The sequence below is a fragment of the Streptomyces longispororuber genome, assembly GCF_014656095.1.
Lineage (GTDB): Bacteria > Actinomycetota > Actinomycetes > Streptomycetales > Streptomycetaceae > Streptomyces > Streptomyces longispororuber.
Genome location: NZ_BNBT01000017.1, coordinates 37,864 through 53,122, shown reverse-complemented (window position 1 = coordinate 53,122; position 15,259 = coordinate 37,864). Strand labels below are relative to the sequence as shown.

General features: G+C 72.1%; 15 protein-coding genes. 12 read left to right on the top strand and 3 right to left on the bottom strand.

Annotated features, from left to right (window positions below):
* Positions 1 to 167 precede the first annotated feature (167 nt).
* Positions 168 to 542, top strand: a complete 375-nt coding sequence (locus tag IE330_RS08695) for a hypothetical protein (protein WP_229925492.1) — start codon at positions 168 to 170, stop codon at positions 540 to 542.
* 49 nt (positions 543 to 591) lie between these two features.
* On the opposite strand, the gene IE330_RS08690 is transcribed toward IE330_RS08695, so the two are convergent.
* The gene (locus tag IE330_RS08690) at positions 592 to 843 is read right to left on the bottom strand and encodes a hypothetical protein (RefSeq protein WP_190135297.1); all 252 of its coding nucleotides are present in this window, start codon (positions 841 to 843) and stop codon (positions 592 to 594) included.
* Positions 844 to 1,071: 228 nt separating this feature from the next.
* On the opposite strand from IE330_RS08690, the gene IE330_RS08685 reads away from it, so the two are divergent.
* Complete coding sequence (locus tag IE330_RS08685; protein ID WP_190135296.1) at positions 1,072 to 2,310, top strand: GNAT family N-acetyltransferase; 1,239 nt, start codon at positions 1,072 to 1,074, stop codon at positions 2,308 to 2,310.
* 77 nt (positions 2,311 to 2,387) lie between these two features.
* Here IE330_RS08685 and IE330_RS08680 read toward each other — a convergent pair whose 3' ends face one another.
* Positions 2,388 to 3,980, bottom strand: a complete 1,593-nt coding sequence (locus IE330_RS08680) for an MFS transporter (RefSeq protein WP_190135295.1) — start codon at positions 3,978 to 3,980, stop codon at positions 2,388 to 2,390.
* Positions 3,981 to 4,372: 392 nt separating this feature from the next.
* Positions 4,373 to 4,846 carry a MarR family winged helix-turn-helix transcriptional regulator gene (locus IE330_RS08675; protein ID WP_190135294.1) on the bottom strand — a complete coding sequence of 158 codons (474 nt, stop codon included), beginning with the start codon at positions 4,844 to 4,846 and terminating at the stop codon, positions 4,373 to 4,375.
* A 447-nt stretch (positions 4,847 to 5,293) separates the two neighbouring features.
* On the opposite strand from IE330_RS08675, the gene IE330_RS08670 reads away from it, so the two are divergent.
* The 10 genes from IE330_RS08670 to IE330_RS08625 all read left to right on the top strand — a co-directional run bounded on the left by IE330_RS08670 (position 5,294) and on the right by IE330_RS08625 (position 15,259).
* Positions 5,294 to 6,337: a DMT family transporter gene (locus tag IE330_RS08670; protein WP_229925491.1), complete on the top strand. Its 1,044-nt coding sequence runs from the start codon at positions 5,294 to 5,296 to the stop codon at positions 6,335 to 6,337.
* 653 nt (positions 6,338 to 6,990) lie between these two features.
* Positions 6,991 to 8,376 carry a glutamine synthetase family protein gene (locus IE330_RS08665; RefSeq protein WP_190135292.1) on the top strand — a complete coding sequence of 462 codons (1,386 nt, stop codon included), beginning with the start codon at positions 6,991 to 6,993 and terminating at the stop codon, positions 8,374 to 8,376.
* Positions 8,377 to 8,423: 47 nt separating this feature from the next.
* A complete protein-coding gene (amcB, locus tag IE330_RS08660; protein ID WP_190135291.1) occupies positions 8,424 to 8,702 on the top strand; it encodes a cispentacin biosynthesis acyl carrier protein AmcB in 279 nt (92 codons plus the stop codon).
* Between the two features lie 118 nt (positions 8,703 to 8,820).
* Positions 8,821 to 10,173, top strand: coding sequence for an amipurimycin biosynthesis protein AmcC (gene amcC, locus IE330_RS08655; RefSeq protein ID WP_229925490.1), 1,353 nt, complete (start codon positions 8,821 to 8,823; stop codon positions 10,171 to 10,173).
* Positions 10,170 to 10,682: an acyl-CoA thioesterase gene (locus tag IE330_RS08650; protein ID WP_190135289.1), complete on the top strand. Its 513-nt coding sequence runs from the start codon at positions 10,170 to 10,172 to the stop codon at positions 10,680 to 10,682. The genes amcC and IE330_RS08650 overlap by 4 nt, the downstream gene beginning before the upstream one ends.
* Positions 10,603 to 11,157, top strand: a complete 555-nt coding sequence (gene amcE / locus IE330_RS08645) for a cispentacin biosynthesis cyclizing decarboxylase AmcE (RefSeq protein WP_190135288.1) — start codon at positions 10,603 to 10,605, stop codon at positions 11,155 to 11,157. Before IE330_RS08650 ends, amcE begins: the two co-directional genes overlap by 80 nt.
* 32 nt (positions 11,158 to 11,189) lie before the next feature.
* On the top strand, positions 11,190 to 12,290 hold the full coding sequence (amcF, locus tag IE330_RS08640; protein ID WP_229925489.1) for a cispentacin biosynthesis acyltransferase subunit AmcF: 1,101 nt from the start codon (positions 11,190 to 11,192) through the stop codon (positions 12,288 to 12,290).
* Positions 12,287 to 12,913: a cispentacin moiety biosynthesis protein AmcG gene (gene amcG / locus IE330_RS08635; RefSeq protein WP_190135286.1), complete on the top strand. Its 627-nt coding sequence runs from the start codon at positions 12,287 to 12,289 to the stop codon at positions 12,911 to 12,913. Before amcF ends, amcG begins: the two co-directional genes overlap by 4 nt.
* Positions 12,910 to 14,313, top strand: coding sequence for an adenylate-forming 2-oxoglutaryl-ACP ligase AmcH (gene amcH / locus IE330_RS08630; RefSeq protein ID WP_190135285.1), 1,404 nt, complete (start codon positions 12,910 to 12,912; stop codon positions 14,311 to 14,313). The genes amcG and amcH overlap by 4 nt, the downstream gene beginning before the upstream one ends.
* Positions 14,314 to 14,371: 58 nt before the next feature.
* Positions 14,372 to 15,259: a TIGR03619 family F420-dependent LLM class oxidoreductase gene (locus IE330_RS08625; RefSeq protein ID WP_190135284.1), complete on the top strand. Its 888-nt coding sequence runs from the start codon at positions 14,372 to 14,374 to the stop codon at positions 15,257 to 15,259.

Genomic DNA, 15,259 nt, shown 5'->3' with positions numbered 1-15,259 from the left:
GCGCGTCGCGCCGCCGGAAGACGGAGCCGGGGCTGCGTCGCGTCGGCCGTCGAGGGCCTTCCGGTGCGGAGGCCGGGTCGCGTCGGCTGAGTACGCGCCACGGCGCGGATGAGTATCCGCGCCCATGCCGCGGCGGGGCGGGCGGAACAGGATGGCGCGTACCGATCATGGAAGGACCGACGATGAACTCCGGCACCTACGCACGCCTCTACGGCCCCGCCCGGCCCGCACCACGCTCCGAGCACAAGGGGCTCGTCGTGGTGGCGGGCGTGCTGTGGGCGCTCACGCTGGTGTCGCTGGGCTGGATCACGTTGCTCGTGGGTCTGGCCGCGCTCTGGGGCGCGGCCGCGGGTGAGGACACCGGCGCCTTCGTCCTGCGCTACGTGGCCGTCGTCGCCGGCGCCGCCGCGACCCTGACCGCCCTGACGTTCGCCCCTGGCATCCGCCGCCTGTCCTGGCCAAGCCGCCTGCTCCTGACGGGCATCGTGGCCTGCCCGATCACCACCGGGTTGGCGTTGTGGTCCTGGGCCGCCGTCGGCTGACCCCGCCCCCGCGAGGACGGCCTCCGGCAGCCGTGGCCGCGTGGGCCGCTCAGAGCTTCGACAGGCGTGCCCTCCAGGACCAGCCCATGGCGAGCACCGCGTCGCGCAAGGGGTTCTTCAGGTCCGCGGTGTCGGTCAACGTCGTCTTCTTGATACGGCGCTTGCCGTCCGGCCCCCGTTCCACCGACAGGTCGAAGGTCGTCCACCGGAACTGCCCCCGGCCCCACGTGCGCATCTGGCCACGCGTGTTGCCGAGCTGCCACTGGTGGTCGAGGGAGCGCACCTGATGCTCGTCCGGCATCAGGCGCATCCATCTCCCTTACGACCGGCAGGGGTTGGGCTGCCGGGCCGGGCGCCGTCCCAGGGGCGGTCCGCCCGGCCACCAGGCACCGTGCGGTGCGCGACAGCCACAACCACAGCCACAGCCCCGCCCCGGCGGTAATTCGTTTGCCCTGGCCACGGGTCGACGGTGCCCTGTGAGGTCGGCGCTGGTCCGCGGTGCCGAGATCGCGAAGGGGTACGGGCGGCCATGGAGATCCGGTCCACGACCGAGGACGACCTCGGCGTGCTCGTCGATACGCTCCACGTCGCCTTCGGGCGTCTCCCGGACACCCCGCCCGAAGGCGGCGGGCCGTGGTGGGCGGCGCTCGAAGGGGACCGCTGCCTGCTCGCCCTGACGCCGGAGGGGCGGCCCGTCGGCACCGCGGGCGCGTACTCCTTCGAGCTCACCCTGCCCGGGGACGTCCTCGTCCCGGCCGCCGGGGTGACCGCCGTGGGCGTCGTGCCGTCGCACCGACGCCGGGGCGTACTCAGCGCGATGGTGCGGCACCAGCTCGCCGGGATACGGGCGCGCGGGGAGTTCCTCTCCGTCCTGCTGGCCTCCGAGGCCCCGATCTACGGCCGCTTCGGCTACGGCCCTGCGACCTACACGGCGCGGCTCACGGTGCCGCGCCACCGGGCCGCGTTCGCCCCTCCCCGGCGGCCTGCGGCGGGCGTACCGGCGGCCGGCTCGGCCGAAGGCCCGGACGGCGGTTCGGTCGAGGTGCTGCGCCGCGCCGAGTGCGGCGAGGTGCTGGAGGAGGTCTACGACCGGTACCGCCGCGCCCAGCCCGGCGCCCTGTCCCGGCCGCACCACTGGTGGGCCCTGGGCGCGGGGCGGCCCCCGGTCTCGCCGGCGCCGCGCTACGTGGCCGTGCACCGGGACGCCGACGGTGTCCCGGACGGCTACGCCAGCTACGTGGTCGAGGCCACCACCCTGACGGTCGACGAGACCGTCGCCACCGACGACGCCGCCTTCACGGCACTGGCCCGGTGCGTACTGGGGCACGACCTGGTCTCCCAGGTCGTGTTCCAGCACGTCCCGCCCCAGCACCCGCTGCGCTGGCAGCTCGCGGACCTCCGTGCCGGCGAGGCGAGCGGGGAGACCGACTGGCTGTGGGTACGGCTCCTCGACGTCCCGCGCGCGCTGACCGCCCGCGGCTGGTTCACGGACGGCGAGCTCGTCCTCGACGTCGACGACCCGTTCCTCGGCGAGCACGGCCGCTACCTGCTGACCGTCCGGGAGGGCAAGGCCGACTGCGTCCCGACGGACCGGGAGCCCGACCTGTCCCTGGACATCGGCGACCTCGGGGCGCTCTACCTCGGCGGCACCGCCCCGAGCACCCTCGTGCGCGCCGGCCACGTCCGGGCCCACCACGCGGGCGCGGCCCTCCTCGCCGACGCCCTCTTCCGCGCCGAGCGCACCCCGCACTGCCTGCACTGGTTCTGAACCAACGGTGGGAGGGGCAGGCCCGCGCGGGCCTGCCCCTCCCACCGGGGCGCTCACCGGACCAGGCGTACGGGACCTCAGTGCCGGGGCGTCCCGGGCGCGCGGCGTACGCCGGCCGCGGCGAGCACGGCGCCCAGGACGCACAGCACGCCGGAGACCAGGGCCGCCGTGTGGACGCCGTTCATGAAGGCCTGGTGGCTACCCTCGGCGACGGCGTACCCGAGCCGCTCCGGCATCTCGCCGGAGACGGGGGCGACGCCCATGGCCACCGCGTCCTTCGCCTCCCCCAGGCCGTGCGCGGCGTCGGCGGGCACACCGGCCGACGTCAGCTCACCGGTCAGCGTGGAACCGACACGGCTGCTGATGAGGGAGACGAGGACGGACGTGCCGAGCGCCCCGCCGACCTGGAGCGCGGTGGCCTGGAGGCCGCCGGCGACGCCGCCGTCCGTGACGGGCGCGTTGCCCACGACGGCGTCGGAGGACGAGGCCATCACCATGCCCACGCCGAGGCCGAGCGCGATGAAGGGCGGCCACATCGCGGCGTACGAGGAGTCCGCGCCCCAGCCGAGCAGGGCGAAGCAGGCGGCGGCCTGGAGGACCATGCCCAGCGGCATGGTGAGGCGCGGGCCGAACCTCTCGGTGAGCGCGGCGCCCAGGGGCGAGGCGACGACGGAGGCGAGGCTGAGCGGGAGCGTGCGGACACCGGCCTCGACCGGGGTGAACCCGCGGACGTTCTGCAGGTACAGCATCACGAAGAAGATGACACCGAGCAGGACGAAGAAGTTCAGGGCGGTGATGACGGTGCCGATGGTCAGCGCCGGGTTGCGGAACAGGCGCATGGGCAGCAGGGGGTGCGCGACGCGCGTCTCGTACCGGCCGAAGAGCAGCAGGAGCACCACGCCCGCGCCGATCGCGCCCAGGGTGCCCGCCGAGGTCCAGCCCCACGTCTCGCCCTTGATGACGCCGAAGACGACGGCGAGGAGGCCGAGGGCGAGCAGGACGACGCCGGGGATGTCGAACTTCTCCCGCGCCGCCGCGGTGTTCTTGCTCTGTGGCAGGACGGCGCCGCTGAAGGCGAGCGCGAGCACGCCGATGGGGACGTTGATGTAGAAGACGGACTCCCAGGTGACGTGCTCGACGAGCAGGCCGCCGACGATGGGCCCGAGCGCCGTGGACACCGACGAGACCATGGCCCAGATGCCGACGGCCATGCCGAACTTCCTCGGCGGGAAGACGGCACGCAGCAGTCCGAGCGTGTTGGGCATGAGCAGCGCGCCGAAGAAGCCCTGGAGAGCTCGGAAGGCGATGACGCCCTCGATGGACCCGGCCAGGCCGATGGCGACGGAGGCGACGGTGAATCCGGCGACGCCGACGAGGTAGAAGGTGCGGCGGCCGAAGCGGTCGCCGAGCTTGCCGCCGAGGATCAGGGCCGCGGCGAGGGCGAGCAGGTAGGAGTTGGTGACCCACTGCAGGTCGGCGGTGGAGGCGCGCAGGTCGCGGCCGATCTCCGGGTTGGCGATCGAGACGACCGAGCCGTCGAGGCCGACCATGAAGAGGCCGAAGGCGACGGCGACCAGGGTCAGCCACGGGTTGGCGCGCCGCCCGCGCGGCTCGGCGGGCGGGCCCGGGCGGGCGGGCGCGGCCGGGGTCTTCAGGACGTCGGAGGGCATGAAGGGGTCCGTCCTTCGTGGTGAGGGGTGGGTGTACGACATGGAGGAGCGCGCGGACGGGCGACGCCACGTCCGCGCACGGAAGTGGCCCTGGCCACGCGCGCCACGGGAGCGGCCGGGCGAACGGAACACGACCCACCGCCACGGCGGCGCGCGTACGTACGCACGCGCGCCTCAGCATCGGATGCGCGCGCCTCACGACCGGATGCGCGTGCCGCGCACCGGGGCGCGGCACACCCGGTGGACGAGATACGTCCGGTACGGGGTACGCCCGTTGGGCGGGGTGCGTGCGACGTGCGGGCTGCGCCCGGCGCGCGGGGTGCGTCCCCTGGGCAGGCTGCGCCCGGTGCGCGGAGTACGCCCGTTGGGCAGGGCGCGTCCGGTGCGCGGGGTCAGCGCGTGGCGGGGTGCAGGCGCCCGTTCAGCGCGTGGAGTGCGCCGAGGGCCGAGCCGAGGGCGTCGAGTTCACCGTCGGTCAGGGTGTGCAGCGCCCGCGCGAGGTGGGTGCTCATCAGGCTCTGCACCTCGGTGATCTGCCTTCGGGAGACCGCGGTGAGGTGCAGGCGCGCGACGCGCTTGTCGGCCGGATCCTGCCGCCGCTCCAAGAGGTTCTGCTCGGTCATCTGCGTGACCAGCGCGCTCACGTTGTTCGGCTTCATCAGCAGGGCCCGCGCCGCCTCCCGCACGGTGGTGCCGTCGTGGGCCGCGACATGGCGCAGCAGCGCGAGCTGCGCCTCCGGCGGCTTGGGGTGCGGGAACTCCTGCCCGACCTGCCGCTCCAGGGCCCGGGACAGCGCGGGCAGGCACGCCGCGAGCTCGGCGGCCACGCGGTCGATGTCCTGGCCGGACGCACTGTGCGGGGGCATGCCGGACACTTTAGGTATGCAGAGATAGCTATGTCAACATAGCCATCTCTGGGCGCCAGGGCCTCGGAAGGCGCCACGAGGGGCACACCCGGGGCATTCCGGGAGGACAGCGCAAGGAAGATCAAGGAACACCACCACCCTCTAGGCCAAACGTGTGACCCGCTTCCCTCGCACGAGGGAAGGAACGAGGGATCGGGGCTGTCGCGAGCCGAGTCGTTCCACAGTGGAAACTCGCCCGAAGTGAGGCGGGAGTTTCCCTCACCTCCACCATCGCGAGCCGCGTTCTCAACCCGAAGCGGGACAGTACCGGATTCCGGCATCCGCAGGCTCATCACTCATCTGTTTCTCCCTGACGCAGGGACACAACGGGGCTTCGATCAGCCGCTGCCTCAAGCGCGGCAGCGGACCGAATTCTCGAGAGGTGGAAACGAGATGCAGAGAAGGCACATGGTCGACTACGCGATCGTGCTGTTCGTCTGGGGCATGTCGTTCGCGGTACAGTCGATGACGCAGCAGGCCTTCGGCTGGGTCGGAGTGGTCGCCTTCCGTTCACTTATCGCCGGAACATTTCTGGCCGTGATCGCGCTCGTTACGCAGCGCACCCTTGATTTCGGCGCCGGATGGCGGCCCTTCGCCGTCGTCGGGGCGACGACAGTGGCAGCGCAGTATTTGGGGCTCTCCTTCGCGATTCCACGAGCGGGAACAGCCATAACAGCCATCCTGTCGGCGAGCATCCCCCTGTTCTCGCTCGTGATCGGCCACGCGTGGGGGCATGAGCGCATGACGGTGTCCGACTGGCTGGGCCTGTTTCTCGGCAGCACGGGGATTTTGTTGCTGGTCGGGTTCCCGGCGGTGCCGCTCACCGGGTCGATACTCCTGGGCTGCGGCGCGGCCCTGGCAGGAGCCGTCGCCGCGGCTTACGGCAGCAACTTCGCCCGGGTCCACCTGCGGACCACGGGCTCCTGGGAGGTGACGATCGCCGCCTTCCTGTGCGGTGGTGTGCTGACCTCGCCCTTCCTCGTCGTCGCCCCCCTGCCGAGGGCGCCCGGTCCGTTGGACTTCGGGGGCCTGCTGGTCCTTGGAGTGCTGATGAGCGGCGTGGCGTACGTGCTGTACTTCCGGCTCGTGGCCGAGGTGGGCGCCAGCCGGGCCATCAGTGTCGAATTCGGGGTGCCCGTGATCGCGTCGCTCGCGGGCACCCTCACCCTGGACGAGCGCCTGTCCGCGGCACAGGTCGGCGGGGCCGCCGCGATGCTGACGGGGTGTGTCCTCATTCTCGATCTGCTGCCGCGGAACCGCTTCACCCGGCACCCCCCGCTGCCGGCCTCCCGCCGCGCGCCACGTCACATCGACGACTGCCGGACCACGAGCGGCACGACCGGTACGGGAAACGACCGGCGAACCGGCCGGGCCGCGCCTCCTGACGACGGGGGACGTGAGGGCGAAGTGCCGGACGGTCCGCGTACGCAGGACCGCACCGGTCGCCCGTGACCCACCCGTGACCGCGATTCCCAGCCGCGGCGGCAGCACCCCGTATTTCCGGTGCGGGACGCGCGGCCGGAAACTGACCGCACTGTCGAGATTTCGCCATGGCACACAGCATCGGAACCGGATCGGTAACCTTCTCCACTCCCCCAGATACGTGGCCTCATGTGAGCGGGCCGTGATCGGCGAGACCGCGAGCGGAAATCACACAAAGAGCAGAAAAAATGATCACGCAGGGCCTTCCCCGGCTCAGCAGGCGCTACGGGGGCGCACAGGCGCACAGGGACGACATGTTTCCCCTCGGGGGCGCATGCCGAGATGACTGCAAGGCGACGGTGCGCTACCGTGACCACTTCCCTGGAGTTACCCGGGGGCGCACTCTGAAAGGATCGCGTCTCTGAGCCAAAAGATTTTTGCGCCATGGCTGCAAAATCTTTCCGGCGCGCGACAGAAAATCGTCCTCGACAGGTCGTGTGGCAGAGCCACCGATGTGACTGGATCGAGACTGTCGCTTCGGCGAAGGATCAGAATAAACTGGATCGACGGGACATGCGATCTCCCTTCGCGCTCTTTTCCCGTTCCGCTTCCTCGACCCTCCGCTTGTCGCAGTCGTCGAGCCCACGTGCGCGCTTCCCAAAATGTGAAAGGTCATATGTGTCATGCCCTTGGAGCACACTGAGAACTCGGTGGCCGAGATCGAGGGATGCACGGAACGGAACGGCATCGAACTGATCCGCTTTCTGTGGGTCGACTACAATTCGGTCACCCGTGGAAAAGCAGTGAGCAGGCAGGCGCTGTCGTCCCGGATGCGCTCGGGCGTGGGACTGGCCCGCTCCCGGCAGGCCGCGACGCTGCTGACCGACCGGATGCAGCAGGTCCCCGAGATCGACGCGGTCGGGGAGGTGCGCCTGTCACCGGACCCCGGTTCCTATGTGCGGTTGCCACACGCCCCGGGGTCGGCAGCCATGCTGTGCGATCTCATGACGCTCGACGGCAAGCCGTGGGAGGCCTGCCCACGGAGCTTCCTGAAGGACGCGTTGGCCGCAGCCGGGGACCTGCGCGTGGTGGCGGCGTTCGAACCGGAGTTCACCCTGTGCTCCCAGCGCCCCGCACCGGGCTCGTTCCACCTCGCCGACGACGCCCTGTGCTGCGACAACGAAGGATTCGACGCCGTGGGCGACTACATGACGGATCTGGTCCGCTCCCTGCGGGAGCAGGGCCTGGCGGTGGAGACCTGTCACCCGGAGTACTCGCCGGGCCAGCACGAGGTGACGCTGCGGCACGGTCCGGCCCTGCGCGCCGCCGACAACTACGTGTGGCAACGGGCCTTCACCCGCGGCCTCGCCCGACGGCACGGCCTGTGGGCCACCTTCGCACCGCTCCCCCGGGCCGGTCTCGTGGGCAACGGCAATCACGTGCACCTGTCCTTGTGGCGCGAGGGCCATGACGGCGGCGAACCGGTGAACTTGTTCGCCTCCCCCGGAGACCACCTCGGTCTGACCGACCTGGCCCGGCACTTCATCGCCGGTCTGCTGGCGCACCTCCCCGCGCTCATCGCCCTGACGTGCGCCAGCGTCAACAGCTACCACCGCCTGCTGCCGGGCAAGTGGGCCGGCGCCTACGGCGCCTACGGGCCGGACAACCGGGAAGCGGCCATCCGCCTGCCGAGCAGACACTCCGAGGAGTCGCCCGGTTCCACACGGATCGAGTTCAAGGCATGCGACTCCTCGGCCAACCCCTACCTCGCCCTCGGTGCCCTGGTGCACGCCGGACTGGACGGCGTACGGCGTCGCCTGGACCCGGGGGAACCCCTCGCGGAGGACCCTGTCACCCTCTCCGAGGGGGAGCTGCGCCGACGGGGGGTCCAGCGGCTTCCCCGTTCGCTCGGCGAGGCCGTCGAGGCGCTGGAACGGGACGAGTACCTGACCTCTGCACTCGGCCCCTACCACAGCAGTCTGTACCCCACGCTCAAACGTATCGAGACCCACGACATGGCGGCGGCCGGCGTGGAAGCGGAGTTCTTCACCCACGCCATCAGGCTCTGACCGACATGCGCGCGACCTGATCCGACCCCCCGAACGGAAGGAAGCAGATGGACGTCTCCGCGACGATCAAGGAGATACTGGCATCCGAGGTGCTCGTCGACGTGCCGGTGCACGAGATGAAGGCGGATGACCGCCTGCGGGACGGGTACGGCGTGGACTCCCTGGGATTCGTCGAACTGCGGGTGCAGTGCGAGGAGAGGCTGGGCGTCTCCATCTCCGACGAGGAGTTCTCGCCGGAGAACTTCGAAACGGTCGGTTCCGTCGTCTCGCTGGTCGAACGGTTGCGCGACGAGCAGCGGAGCCAGTCCCTGACCGAGCCCCATTAGCCGGCCGATCCCGCCTGGTACCGCCAGTTCGCCATCGGTGTGATCCGGACCGTGCACAGTGGCCCCGAGGAGGCCCGCCTTGTCCGTGCCCCATACCCGATCCTTCACCGAAACCGACGTGCAACGACTCCGGCGGGGCGGGAGTCTGCACTTCAACCACTACGGCCGGCCTCCCCTGCCGTTCGCCTGCGTCGGTGCGCAGGGCATCGAGATGGACGTCGCCGATCTCACCGCCGAGGGCAGGGGCAGAGTTCTGCGGCTGATCGACACCAGCGGAGGGTACGGCAGCGCCTGCCTGGGAGCCGGGCACCACGTCGTACGGCATGCCCTGCGACGAGCCGTCGACGAGTGCGGCTACGTCACCGACGAACTCGGCTCCCAGGAGCGCGCGGCGCTGCTGGACCGGCTCTTCGGGCCGGCCGGAATCTGGAGCCACCGCTTCCCGGCCCAGGACTACCACGTCAGCGGACGCAACTCGGGGTCGGAAGGCATGGAGATGGCCTTGCGACTGGTCCTGGAGTCCCGCTTCGACGCGCGGCGGCTGCGCCACCGCCCGGGACGGGAACGGCGGGACACCATCCTCGCCTTCCAGGGAGCCTGGCACGGCTGGACCCACGGTCTGGTGCCTCTGCTGAACCGGCGGCACTACCGGGTGGGGCTGCCCGCTGCCGACTCCGCCCAGGAGTTCGGCATCCAGGTGGAGCACATACCGTTCGGTGACCCCGACTCCTTGGCGACGTTCTTCTCCGCCCGTGCCGACCGGCTGCTCGCCGTGGTCGTCGAACCGATCCAGGGCGACGCCGGGATCCTCCTGCCACCCCCGGGCTACCTCCGCGACCTGTCGCGACGGTGCGCGGACCACGGGGTCCTGCTCGTCGCCGACGAGGTGCTCACCTTCGGCAAGTCCGGAGACTTCTTCGCCATGGCGGACGAGGACGGACCGGTCCCCACCGACATCACGGTGATCGGCAAGTATCTGGGCATGGGTGTGCTGTCCACGTCCATGGTGATCGCCAGACGTGGGCTCACCGTCCGCGGGTCGGGCACCGTGGCCACCTCCGACCTCCGGCCGGTCACCTGCGCGGTCATCCACGACGGTCTCGACCACCTGGTCCGCGGCCGGCTCGTGGAGGACTCCGGCGCACTCGGCGACCACCTGGCGGACTTGGTGGACACCGGGCTGGTGCGACGGTTCCCGGAGGTCTTCAGCGAGCGGCGGGGGGTCGGCGTACTGCACGGCGTGGAACTCACCAGCCGGGCCGCCGCGCGTCTCGGCGAGCTGCGCACGGAACTGATACGCGCGGGCGTGTACGTCGAGTTCATGGCGGGCGCGGGCAAACGGTCAGGCGGCCTGCGGTACGTCCACCCGACGATGCGCATCGCACCACCGCTCGTCACCACCAGGGCGCAGCTCGACGAGATCGTCGACCGGATCGCCACGGGGACCCGGACCTTCCAGAGCGCGGGATGACCGGCCAGGACGCGGCACGGACCTCGTACCGCAGACGGATCGAGCACGTCGACACCGACGCCTCCGGCGTCGTCCACTTCTCCCGTTACGTCTCGCTGATGGAGGCGGCCGCGCTGGAGCACCTGGAGGACCGCGGAGCCGGGCTCACCCACTTCCTCGACGCGGGAGCCGATCTCGTGGTGACGTCCCTGCGGGTCTCGTACCTCCGCAGTGCGGTGTACCGGGACGTGGTCGTCGGAACGGTGGACATCGGCCACGTCGGCGCCGCCCAGTTCCGTCTGGTGGTCGCGCTGTCGCGTGAGAACGGCGACGGCAGCCGCTCACGGCTCACGGACGGCTTCCTCACCTTCGCCTCCGTGCACCCCGTCGAGCGCACCGCCCTGCCGCTTCCCGTGGCCGGCCGGCTCCTACTGAGAGGACTGAGCTCAGATGCAGGACACAGCACCGCACGAGAAGGACGCTTCCCCACGGCAGGGCGGGGCGGCACCGGACACGGCGCCACGCGCTGACCGTGTCCTGGGCATCTCCGCGATCAAGAAGCTGGTGCGCGGCCGCCATCCCCGGCTGTTCATCGACCGCGTCACGGACTACGAGCCCGGCGTCTACCTCAAGAGCCTGCTGTGCGTCTCCAGCGAGCTGAGCGTGATGGCCGGGCACCTGCCCGAACGCGACCTGTTCCCCGGCGTGTTCCTGCCCGGCAGCCACCTGATGCAGGCCTTCGCCCAGTCGGGCGTCATCCTGTACCAGCTCAGCGCCGACCCCCTCACCGATGACGAGGTCACGCTGGTGGGATCGGTGAAGTCGCGTTTCAAGGGGGTGGTGGTGCCCGGCGACCAAGTCCTGTTCGACGTACGGGCGCAGCGCTTCCTCGGCAACGTCTTCCTCTTCTCCGCCTCGGTCACCGTGGAGGAGCGCACGGTCGCGGCGTTCCGCGGCGCGATGACCCGCGCGAAGCTCACCACCGTCGGGCCCCAGCTATGGTGACCACGGCCCCCGACCCGCCCGTGATCACCGGTATGGCCTGGACCACACCCCTGGGCGACGACCTCGACGGGGTGTGGCGGCGCCTGTGCGCCGGGGAGTCCGCGATCGCCCCGGTGCCCACGTCGCACCGGCTCAGGACCACACTGGCCGCCGTCGTCCCGTCCGTTCCGTACGGGGACGATCCCGGGGACCGGCAGCACGCGTTGGCCGAGCGGACGCTGCGGGCGGCGTTCGAGCACGCGGGCCTGGCACCTGACGACCCGCGGGTGAGCGTCGTCGTCGGCACCAGCTACGCCGCGCACCTGGACACCCTCCGCGACGAGCCGCTGGACGCGTGGGCGGTCCGGGCCGCCCGGCGCGTCGGGCATCCGCACCCGCCCGTGTGCGCGGTCACCGCCTGCTCGGCCGGCTCGGACACCCTGGTGATCGCGGACGCCCTGATCCGCGCCGGACGCAGCCGGATCTGCGTGGTCGGCGGGGTGGACGTGGTCACCGAGGCGAAGCGTCTGGCCCACTCCGCCCTGGGCACCATGAGCAGGACCGGGCTGCGCGCCTTCGACACCTCCCACGACGGAATGGTCCTCGGCGAGGGAGCCGCGTTCCTGGTCGTCGAGACCGCGGCGGGTGCCGCGGCGCGAGGGGCGGCCGTCCACGCCCGGCTGCTCGGCACGGCGTCGTCCAACGACGCCGCCGGCCTCACCATGCCCGATCCGACGGGCGAGAGCGTCACGACCGCCGTGCGGAACTGCCTGCGCCCCTCACGCACCGCCCCGCGGGACATCGGCGTGGTCTGTGCGCACGGTACGGGCACCCCGCTCAACGACGAGGCCGAGGCCGCCGTCCTCACCCGTCTCTTCGACGACGCCGATCCCGGCCCCACGGTGTTCGGCACCAAGGGCGCGCTGGGGCACAGCCTGGGGGCGACCGGCGCCATCGAGGCCGTCGCCACCGTGCAGGCCCTGCGGCACCGCGTCACACCGCCCCTGCCGGGACTCCGGTCGCCCCTGTCCGGCCTGCGCGTGCCGCTGTCGACAGGCGGGACCGTCGGCGCCGACGGGACGGCCGGCATCAGCCTCACCTTGGGCTTCGGTGGGTTCAACACCTGCCTGCTGTTCGAACGGGGGGCGGCATGACGTCACCGGAGGCGCAGGCGGCGCTCCCGTGGCCGACGGTGGCCGCCGTGGCCGACGTGGTCACCGAGGACCTGGGCGCGGGTGCGGACAATCGCCCCTCCTTCTACGCCGATCCCGTGGCGTGGCTGACGACGGCCGCCGTGACCCGGGCGCTGGCACGCTGCGACCGGGGGACGGGGCCGTGCCCGGACGTCGGTGTCGTCGTCATGAGCGCGACCTGCACCGCGCCGACGATGGCCGTCATCGCCCGCACCGCGAGCCGGTCGCGGGTCTCCCCCCTGAAGTTCGCGGGGGCGAACCCGGGCATCCTCGCGGGCCTGCCGTGCATCCGCGGGCAGTTCCACGGTCCTTCCCTCGTCCTGTCCACGGAACCGGCGGTGTCCGTGGACACCGCGCTGTGCGTGGCCGTGCATTGGCTGTGGACCCGCCAGTCCCGGTACGCCGCGTGCGTGGCCCACACCAGGCCGGGCGGAGGGCACCGGGTCCGCTGCGTCGTCCTCGGCGGCCCGGACGGCGCGTCGCGCCAGGGCCAGGAGGGCCAGGAGGACACCGCACACGTCCGCCGCCTGCTGACCGAGACCGCCGGGCATGCCGTGCGGCACACAGGACAGGAGACGCCTTGACCGCTACGGAACACCTTCCCCCGTTACGGGAGGAGCGGGTCTCCGCCTTCCTGGCGCAGGCCACCGACCTGTCCCCGGCCGTGCCGTCCGCCGGGTTCGCCGACATCAGGGACGACCTGGCCCGCCTCGGCCTCGGCCCCGGGGACGCGGTGATCGTGTGCCTGCCCAACGGCCTTTCCATGGTCGGGGTGTACTTCGCCGCGCTCCTCCAGGGCCTGGTGCCGCTCGCCGTGGCGCCCTCCACTCCGGCGGCCCGCGTCCGCGCCCTCGCCGAACGGCTCCGGGCGCGCGCCGTCGTGGCCACGCGCGTCGACCCGCCGCGCTACGGCGGACAGCGCTCGTACCGCGTGGGCACCTGCCACGCGACCGTGCTGGACGACCGCGGGGACACCCCTTACCGCGCGGGGGACGTCCTCCTGCTGACCTCGGGCACACGCGGCATGTTCACCGCGTGCCTGCACCGGGTGGAATCCCTCCTGCGCAATGCCCACCGGCACTCCGCCGCCGTGCGGTTGAGCGGCCGGGACGTCGTGCTGGTGACGCTGCCGCTGTACTACTCCTACGCCCTGGTCGCCCAGGTGTTCGCCGCGTACGTCCGGGCGGCGCCGGTCGTCATCGCCGGGCCGCCCTTCTCCCCGGCCGCCTACCACCGGGCGGTGGAGCGGCACGCGGTCACCCACTCCTCGCTCACGCCGTCGGTCGTGCGGCAGATGCCGGCCCGCCCGGTCCCCCGGCCGCTCGCCACCGGTGTCCTGACGGTCGGCGGGGACCGGCTGGCCCCCGAGGAGGTGGCCGTCCTGCTGGCGGCGAGGCCGGACGGTGAGCTGTACCTGACCTACGGACTGACGGAGGCCGGTCCCCGGGTCTCCACGCTGGCGGCGCACGAGGAACCCGCCGCACGCCACGCGTCGGTCGGGCTGCCCCTGCCGGGGGTGCGCGCGTTCCTGCGCGGCGGCACCGGGGCGGACGGGGCCGGCGAACTGCTCGTCGAGTCCGACACCGTGCTCGTCGGCAGGATCGGTGAGGATCCCTCCGCCGACGGCCAGGTGCTGCTCGGTCCCAACGTGATCGCGACGGGGGACGTCTTCCACATCGACGACGACGGTTACCTCTACTTCCGCGACCGCCTGTCGGACTTCTTGATGGTGCGCGGGGAGAAGGTGAGCCTGAACTCGGTGCGCCAGGCGGCGCACACCGTTCCCGGAGTCGTGCACTGCGCGCCCCGTCCGGCCGTCGCCGACGACGGTTCCACCGTGTTCGACGTGGACGTCGCGGTGCGGCACCCGGGCACGGACGCGGAGCAGGCCGTCCGCCGGGCTTTGACCACCCTGCTGATGCCGTGGGAGCGCCCCCGGCGGATCCACGTGCACGCCGCCGGACCTGATGCCTTCCGCAAGTGAACGGGCCGGACCCCGCGCCGGCCCGTCCCGTGCGCCCGGAAGAAGGAGGTGCCCCGCGATGCTGATCGGCTGCGACCTGCCGTACTACTCCGACCCGGGAGCCGTCCGCGCCTTCGCGCAAGCGGCGGAAGACATCGGCTACTCCTACCTGGCCGTCCACGAGCACGTGCTCTCGATGCGCTCCGCCCCGCCGGCGCCGTTGTCCCCCGCTCCGCCCGGTCCTTCGTACGAGTGCTCCACCATGCTGGCTTTCCTCAGCGCGGTGACCTCGCGCATCGGCCTGTCGACGTCGATGCTGCTGCTGCCGCTGCGGCCTGCGGCGCTGGCCGCGAAGCAGGCCGCCGAGATCGACCTGCTCAGCGGGCAGCGACTGCGCCTGGGCGTCGCGCTCGGGCGCAGCGGCGGCGAGGCCGCCGCCCACGGCGTGGTGCCCGGTGACCGCGGCGAACTGATCGAGGAGCAGGTGGCGGTGATGCGGCTGCTGTGGACGCAGCCGACGGTGCGGTACCAGGGCAGGCACGTACGGATCCCGCACGCCGCGCTGGACCGGCGTCCGGGCCGGTCCATCCCCGTGTGGATGGGGGGCGGCACCCTCCGGTCCCGGGGCTGTCCACCGCCCCGGGCGATGCGCCGCATCGCGGCACTCGCGGACGGGTTCACGATGTCGGCCCTGCTGGGGCTGCGGCCGGGCCGCGGGGCCGCTTTGGTCGCCACCCTCCTGGACCTGGTGGAAGAGGCCGGCCGGGACCGCTCGGCCTTCGGCATCGAGGCCCGGCTGCCTCCGCGCGGCCGGCACCCGCAGGCGGCTGACGCCTGGCGGAGGGCCGGGGCGACCCACCTCACCGTCGGCGCGCACCCGGCCGACGGGGACGTCGACGACGCGACGGCCAGGATCCTCGCGGCCTTCGAGTCCCTGTGCGCTTCGCACCGCCCCCCGCCGCACTGA

What these genes read in the sequence shown, in the direction of transcription:
- IE330_RS08695 (WP_229925492.1), top strand. Translation starts at nt 168, where the DNA reads ATGGAAGGACCGACGATGAACTCCGGCACCTACGCACGCCTCTACGGC.
- IE330_RS08690 (WP_190135297.1), bottom strand. Translation starts at nt 843, where the DNA reads ATGCCGGACGAGCATCAGGTGCGCTCCCTCGACCACCAGTGGCAGCTC.
- IE330_RS08685 (WP_190135296.1), top strand. Translation starts at nt 1,072, where the DNA reads ATGGAGATCCGGTCCACGACCGAGGACGACCTCGGCGTGCTCGTCGAT.
- IE330_RS08680 (WP_190135295.1), bottom strand. Translation starts at nt 3,980, where the DNA reads ATGCCCTCCGACGTCCTGAAGACCCCGGCCGCGCCCGCCCGCCCGGGC.
- IE330_RS08675 (WP_190135294.1), bottom strand. Translation starts at nt 4,846, where the DNA reads ATGCCCCCGCACAGTGCGTCCGGCCAGGACATCGACCGCGTGGCCGCC.
- IE330_RS08670 (WP_229925491.1), top strand. Translation starts at nt 5,294, where the DNA reads ATGGTCGACTACGCGATCGTGCTGTTCGTCTGGGGCATGTCGTTCGCG.
- IE330_RS08665 (WP_190135292.1), top strand. Translation starts at nt 6,991, where the DNA reads ATGCCCTTGGAGCACACTGAGAACTCGGTGGCCGAGATCGAGGGATGC.
- amcB (WP_190135291.1), top strand. Translation starts at nt 8,424, where the DNA reads ATGGACGTCTCCGCGACGATCAAGGAGATACTGGCATCCGAGGTGCTC.
- IE330_RS08650 (WP_190135289.1), top strand. Translation starts at nt 10,170, where the DNA reads ATGACCGGCCAGGACGCGGCACGGACCTCGTACCGCAGACGGATCGAG.
- amcE (WP_190135288.1), top strand. Translation starts at nt 10,603, where the DNA reads ATGCAGGACACAGCACCGCACGAGAAGGACGCTTCCCCACGGCAGGGC.
- amcF (WP_229925489.1), top strand. Translation starts at nt 11,190, where the DNA reads ATGGCCTGGACCACACCCCTGGGCGACGACCTCGACGGGGTGTGGCGG.
- amcG (WP_190135286.1), top strand. Translation starts at nt 12,287, where the DNA reads ATGACGTCACCGGAGGCGCAGGCGGCGCTCCCGTGGCCGACGGTGGCC.
- IE330_RS08625 (WP_190135284.1), top strand. Translation starts at nt 14,372, where the DNA reads ATGCTGATCGGCTGCGACCTGCCGTACTACTCCGACCCGGGAGCCGTC.